The sequence below is a fragment of the Phenylobacterium sp. genome (assembly GCF_031425575.1).
Taxonomy (GTDB): Bacteria; Pseudomonadota; Alphaproteobacteria; order Caulobacterales; family Caulobacteraceae; genus Phenylobacterium.
The window spans coordinates 1-5547 of record NZ_JANPJP010000277.1 but is presented as its reverse complement, the minus strand read 5'-3'; the positions used below and the strand labels follow the sequence as shown (position 1 = coordinate 5547).

6 protein-coding genes are annotated in these 5547 nt (G+C 68.0%); 3 read left to right on the top strand and 3 right to left on the bottom strand.

The window, feature by feature from the left end; translation table 11 throughout:
- On the top strand, positions 1–644 hold a 644-nt coding region (locus tag RMO97_RS15675; RefSeq protein WP_310541971.1), incomplete at its 5' end, for a pyridoxamine 5'-phosphate oxidase family protein.
- Positions 645–753: 109 nt separating this feature from the next.
- Positions 754–3336, top strand: coding sequence for an ATP-dependent chaperone ClpB (gene clpB, locus RMO97_RS15670; RefSeq protein WP_310541970.1), 2583 nt, complete (start codon positions 754–756; stop codon positions 3334–3336).
- Between the two features lie 64 nt (positions 3337–3400).
- Here clpB and RMO97_RS15665 read toward each other — a convergent pair whose 3' ends face one another.
- Positions 3401–3850, bottom strand: a complete 450-nt coding sequence (locus tag RMO97_RS15665) for a hypothetical protein (protein WP_310541969.1) — start codon at positions 3848–3850, stop codon at positions 3401–3403.
- 168 nt (positions 3851–4018) lie between these two features.
- On the opposite strand from RMO97_RS15665, the gene RMO97_RS15660 reads away from it, so the two are divergent.
- Positions 4019–4357 (top strand): hypothetical protein, encoded by a 339-nt coding sequence (locus RMO97_RS15660; RefSeq protein ID WP_304774578.1) that lies wholly within the window; start codon positions 4019–4021, stop codon positions 4355–4357.
- A gap of 33 nt (positions 4358–4390) precedes the next feature.
- On the opposite strand, the gene RMO97_RS15655 is transcribed toward RMO97_RS15660, so the two are convergent.
- Entirely contained in the window at positions 4391–4936 is a 546-nt protein-coding gene (locus RMO97_RS15655; protein WP_310541968.1) for a hypothetical protein, read from the bottom strand.
- A gap of 62 nt (positions 4937–4998) precedes the next feature.
- On the bottom strand, positions 4999–5424 hold the full coding sequence (gene arfB, locus RMO97_RS15650; protein ID WP_310541967.1) for an alternative ribosome rescue aminoacyl-tRNA hydrolase ArfB: 426 nt from the start codon (positions 5422–5424) through the stop codon (positions 4999–5001).
- Positions 5425–5547 lie beyond the last annotated feature (123 nt).

Here is a 5547-nt window from a genome sequence, read left to right as displayed (position 1 = left end):
CGATCGAACAGGAGCACCCCATGGCCCGTTTCGCGCAAATTGCGTTCACACCTGCCGTGCGGGCTGCCCAGTCCAGGCTGGGCAGCCGCACCGGCTACAGCGCACTCGACAGCTTCCCCGACGCGCGCAGCCAGCTCGGCGGCGAAGAAGCGGCGTTCATCGCGGCGCGCGACGGCTTCTACCAGGCCAGCGTGTCCGAAACCGGCTGGCCCTATGTGCAGTTCCGGGGCGGGCCACCCGGCTTTCTGAAGGTGCTGGACGCGCACACCATCGGCTATGCCGATTTTCGCGGCAACCGGCAGTACATCAGCACCGGCAACCTGGAGGCCGATGGCCGGGTGTCGCTGATCCTGATGGACTACCCGAACCAGCGCCGGCTCAAGCTGTGGGGCCGCGCACGCACAGTGGAAGGCGCAGAAGCGGGGCCGCTGCTGCAGCACCTGGAGATGCGCGACTACCGCGCCCATGTCGAGCGGGCCGTGGTCATCGCCGTGGAAGCCTTCGACTGGAACTGTCCGCAACACATCACCCGGCGGTTCACCGGCCCGGAGATCGAGACGGTGCTGGGACCCATGCGCCAGCAACTTGAGGCGCTTCAGGCCGAGAACCGCGCGCTCCGGGCCCAGCTCGCCGCCCGCCCCTAACTTTTCCGGCCGCCACGCTTGTGTGGCGAAAGAGCCACACCTACATCGAGGCCGTGGAGGTTGCGCTTGATCAAGGCGGCCCCGCTAATCCGCCTTACGAGGGGACCTCATGAATATCGACCTCTATTCCGACCGCGCCAAACAGGCGATCCAGTCCGCCCAGAGCCTGGCTATGGCCAGGGGACACCAGCAGCTGGCGCCCGAACACCTGCTCAAGGTTCTGCTTGAGGAGAAGGACGGCCTGTCCCGCGCCCTGATCGAGAGCGCCGGCGGACGGCCCGATGTCGTCGAGCCGGCGACCGACGCCCTGCTCGCCAAGCGCCCCCGCGTGGAGGGCGGCTCGGGCCAGATCTACATGGCGCCGGAGACCGCCCGGGTCTTCGCCGAGGCCGAGAGCGGCGCCAAGGCGGCCGGCGACGCCTTCGTCACCACCGAACGCCTGCTGATCGCCATCGCCAAGGAAGGCGGGGAGGCGGGCAAGGCCCTGTCGTCCGCCGGCGCCACGGCGCCTGGCCTGGAGGAAGCCGCCAAGGCCGTCCGCAAAGGCCGCACCGCCGATAGCGCCTCGGCCGAGGAAGGCTATGACGCCCTCAAGCGCTATGCTCGCGACCTGACCCAGGCGGCCCGTGACGGCAAGCTCGACCCTGTGATCGGCCGCGACGAGGAGATCCGCCGCACCATCCAGGTGCTGCAGCGCCGCACCAAGAACAACCCCGTCCTGATCGGCGAACCCGGGGTCGGCAAGACCGCCATCGTCGAGGGCCTGGCCCTGCGCATCATCAATGGCGACGTGCCCGAGGGCCTGAAGGACAAGAAGCTCTTGTCCCTCGACATGGGCGCCCTGATCGCCGGGGCGAAATACCGGGGCGAGTTCGAGGAGCGGCTCAAGGCTGTGCTCAACGAAGTGATCGCCGCCGAAGGCTCGATCATCCTGTTCATCGACGAGATGCACACCCTTGTTGGCGCGGGCAAGAGCGACGGGGCGATGGACGCCTCCAACCTCCTCAAGCCCGCCCTGGCACGGGGCGAACTGCACTGCGTCGGCGCCACCACCCTGGATGAGTACCGCAAGCACGTGGAGAAGGACGCGGCCCTGGCCCGGCGCTTCCAGCCCGTCTTTGTCGATGAGCCGACGGTGGAGGACACCGTCTCCATCCTGCGCGGCCTGAAGGAGAAGTACGAACTGCACCACGGGGTGCGGATTTCTGACTCGGCCATCGTGGCCGCCGCGACCCTGTCGCACCGCTACATCACCGACCGCTTCCTGCCCGACAAGGCCATCGACCTGATCGACGAAGCCGGAAGCCGCGTGCGCATGGCGGTCGACAGCAAGCCCGAGGAACTCGACGAGATCGACCGTCGCGTCGTGCAGCTCAAGATCGAGCGCGAGGCCCTCACCAAGGAGACCGACGCGGCCTCCAAGCACCGTCTCGAAAAGCTCGAGGAGGAGCTCGGCGAACTCGAATCCGAGTCCGAAGAGATGACCGCCAAGTGGCGCGCCGAGAAGGAGAAGGTCGGCCAGTCCGCCCAGCTCCGCGAGGCCGTCGACCGCCTGCGCGCCGAGCTTGTCGCCGCCCAGCGCCGCGGCGACCTGCAGCGGGCCTCGGAGATCGCCTATGGCGAAATCCCCGGCCTCGAACGCCGCCTGGCCGAGGAGGAGGCCAAGGAGCCCACCGACGCCGTCAGCCCCGAGGTGGTGGACGCCGAGCAGATCGCCGCCGTGGTCAGCCGCTGGACCGGCGTTCCCGTCGAGAAGATGCTTGAGGGCGAGCGCGAGAAGCTGCTGGCGATGGAGGATGCCCTGCGGGGCCGCGTGGTGGGCCAGGAGGAGGCCCTGGTCGCCGTCTCCGACGCCGTCCGCCGCGCCCGTGCGGGTCTGCAGGATCCGGCCCGGCCCATCGGCTCGTTCCTGTTCCTCGGCCCGACCGGCGTGGGCAAGACCGAGCTCACCAAGGCTCTGGCCGAATTCATGTTCGACGGCGAGGCCGCCATCACCCGGATGGACATGAGCGAGTACATGGAGAAGCACTCGGTCAGCCGCATGATCGGGGCTCCTCCCGGCTATGTGGGCTACGACGAGGGTGGGGCGCTCACCGAGGCGGTGCGCCGCAGGCCCTATCAGGTCGTGCTGTTCGACGAGGTCGAGAAGGCCCACCCCGACGTCTTCAATATCCTGCTGCAGGTGCTGGACGATGGCCGCCTGACCGACGGCCAGGGCCGCACGGTCGATTTCCGCAACACCATCCTGATCATGACCTCCAACCTCGGCTCGGAGTTCCTGGCCGGCCAGTCGGAGGGTGAGGATGTCGAGGAGGTCCGGCCCATGGTCATGGACGTCGTGCGCCGCCACTTCCGGCCCGAGTTCCTGAACCGGATCGACGAGATCATCCTCTTCAAGCGGCTGGGCCGCTCGGAGATGGACAATATCGTCGGCATCCAGATGCAGCGGGTGGAGAAGCTGCTGGCCGCCCGCCGGATGTCTATCACCCTGGACACTGCGGCCAACCAATGGATCGCCGAGCGCGGCTATGACCCGGTCTACGGAGCCCGGCCGCTTAAGCGGGTGATCCAGAAGGAGCTGATCGACCCTATCGCCAAGAAACTCCTGGCCGGCGACTTCCAGGACGGCTCGGTGATCGAGGTCGGCGCCACAGACGACGGCCTGCAGATCGGTAAGGCGCAGGTCCACTAGCGCTCAAGGAAACGGCCCCGCTCATCGCTGAGCGGGGCCGAATTCTTCGTCAGGTCAGACCAGCCTAGAGCCGGCAGCGGGTCCAGACGCGACCCGTGAAGTACATGTCCCGGGCCGGGTTGTAGCTGCGATAGCGAATCTGGCAGGCGCGAACATGCCCGTACCAGCTGTTGGAATGACGCCAGTGGCGCGGCGGAGGCGCCGGGTGGCGGCCCCAGCGGTCGTCCCAGCGTCCGTAGCGGTTGTCATAGCGATCGTGACGATTGCGAATGCCGTCGTTGTCGCGATCCCGGTCGTAGCGATTGCGGATACCGTCGCCGTCGCGATCCTGGTCGTAGCGATTGCGGACGCCGTCGCCGTCACGGTCGCGGTCGTAGCGATCGCTGACGCCGTCGCGGTCTTGGTCTCGCCCATCGTATTGCCCGTAGCCGTATGGCTGGGCGGACGCCGCGCCAACGCCCGCGGCCGCGGCCACGGAGACGGCGGCCAACCCGATAGTGATTAATTTGCGCATCAAGTCTCTCCCTGAGGGTGTCCGTCCCGAAGGGTTAACGCCTTGGTAATGGGTTAGTTCGGCAAAACTCGCCAATCTGTGTTAAAGGAGGTCATGACTGATCGCGCCCCTGCTGTTCGCGTCTGCGAACGTTCGCGCGTTTTCCCAGACCAGTAAGGAGTCGGCGCTATGCCCGAGGAACAATTCATCCAGATGTACGTCCGCGATTTCGCCACCATGGCGTCGCGGGTCGAGGCCGGCTCAGACATCGAGGCCCAGCTGAACAAGCGCATCACGGAGACCCGCTCGCACGCCGCCCTGATGGACGCCCGCAAGGCCGAGGGCCACCTGGCCGCGGTCATCGAACGCCTGCGCTCGGAAGCCCGCAAGGACGCCTCCCAGGCGGTGAAGAATACGCCTGACCCGGTCGCGGCCGCCGCACGTCGCCAGGAATTCATGCTGCGCGTGGCCGACATGCTCGATTCTGAGATGGCCGAGCCCGAGAAGCGCGGCGCCGCGCGCTTCTAAATCCCAGTCTGACCTAGGCGGTGGCGGGCGGGCCTAGAGCTCGAGCGCTACCGGCTTGCCCGCCCGGATCTCAACGCGGCGCATGATCGCCATGTCCGGACCACTGCCGCCGACGGGCTTGGCCACCGTGATCACGAACCAGGCTCCGTTGGCCAGGCCCTGGAAGTTGAAGCGATCCGACGCGTCGCAGGTGGTGCGCCGGACGAAGGCCGAATAGTCGCCACTGGGGGCCGACGGCGTGCGCGCCCGCACCTGTTCGGCCGGCAGGGCCGAGCGGTCGGGCGAGTTGTAGAGAATGGTCATCCGCCGGCGCGTCCACAGCGTCTCGGGCGTGAGCACAACGCCGGCGCCGGCGCAGGTGTAACGCGCCACGCCGCTGTGGAAGGTCATGCGCCCATCGATCCGGCCGCGGCCCGGAACCGCCGACCAGGCGAAGTCGCCCGGACGGAACACCCCGGCCGACGGCGGACCGCCTGCTCCCGGCGGGGGCGGGGGCGGCGGACCCAGCGGAGCTGTGGTGGCGCAGGCCGAAAGCCCAACGAGGGCGGCGGAGATCAGGAGAAGACGTGCGGGGGTCATGTCCCGCGCACCATAGGCAAGGGGAGGGGGGCGCGCCAAGGGGGTTCGTGGTCCCCGTGACGCTAGTCGTCGCCGCGCACCTTCCCTCGCGTCGCCTTGACCCCGCCGCGCTTGACCTTTGAGTCCACGCGCCGGGCCTTGGCCGCCTTACTGACCTTGGTCTTCTTGCGCGGCGGCGGCGGGGGTTCCGCCGCCTTGCGGATCAGCTCCAGCAGACGGGCCAGGGCGTCGGCCCGGTTCCGCTCCTGGGTCCGATGGGTCATGGCCACCAGCACCAGCACCCCGTCCAGGGTCACCTTGCGGCCGCCTAGTTTCATCAGCCGGATGGCGACATCGTTGGGCAGGGAGGGCGAGCCGCGCACGTCGAAGCGCAGTTCCACGGCCGTCGACACCTTGTTGACGTTCTGGCCGCCTGGACCCGCGGCGCGGATGAACCGCTCCTGGACCTCGTCGTCGTTCAGGGTGATGTCGGGGGTGACTTCGATCATGGGTTCCAGCCGCGCTTGCGACTCGCTAGTCTCACGCCATGCGCAGCGTAGCGACCCATATGCAGATTTGCACCGCCCGGCCCGGGCTGGTGAGAGCTGCTGTGCGCTAGGACAAGCGAACCC

Excerpts from the sequence above, each read along its gene's own strand:
- clpB (WP_310541970.1), top strand. The coding sequence starts at position 754 with ATGAATATCGACCTCTATTCCGACCGCGCCAAACAGGCGATCCAGTCC.
- RMO97_RS15665 (WP_310541969.1), bottom strand. The coding sequence starts at position 3,850 with ATGCGCAAATTAATCACTATCGGGTTGGCCGCCGTCTCCGTGGCCGCG.
- RMO97_RS15655 (WP_310541968.1), bottom strand. The coding sequence starts at position 4,936 with ATGACCCCCGCACGTCTTCTCCTGATCTCCGCCGCCCTCGTTGGGCTT.
- arfB (WP_310541967.1), bottom strand. The coding sequence starts at position 5,424 with ATGATCGAAGTCACCCCCGACATCACCCTGAACGACGACGAGGTCCAG.
- RMO97_RS15660 (WP_304774578.1), top strand. The coding sequence starts at position 4,019 with ATGCCCGAGGAACAATTCATCCAGATGTACGTCCGCGATTTCGCCACC.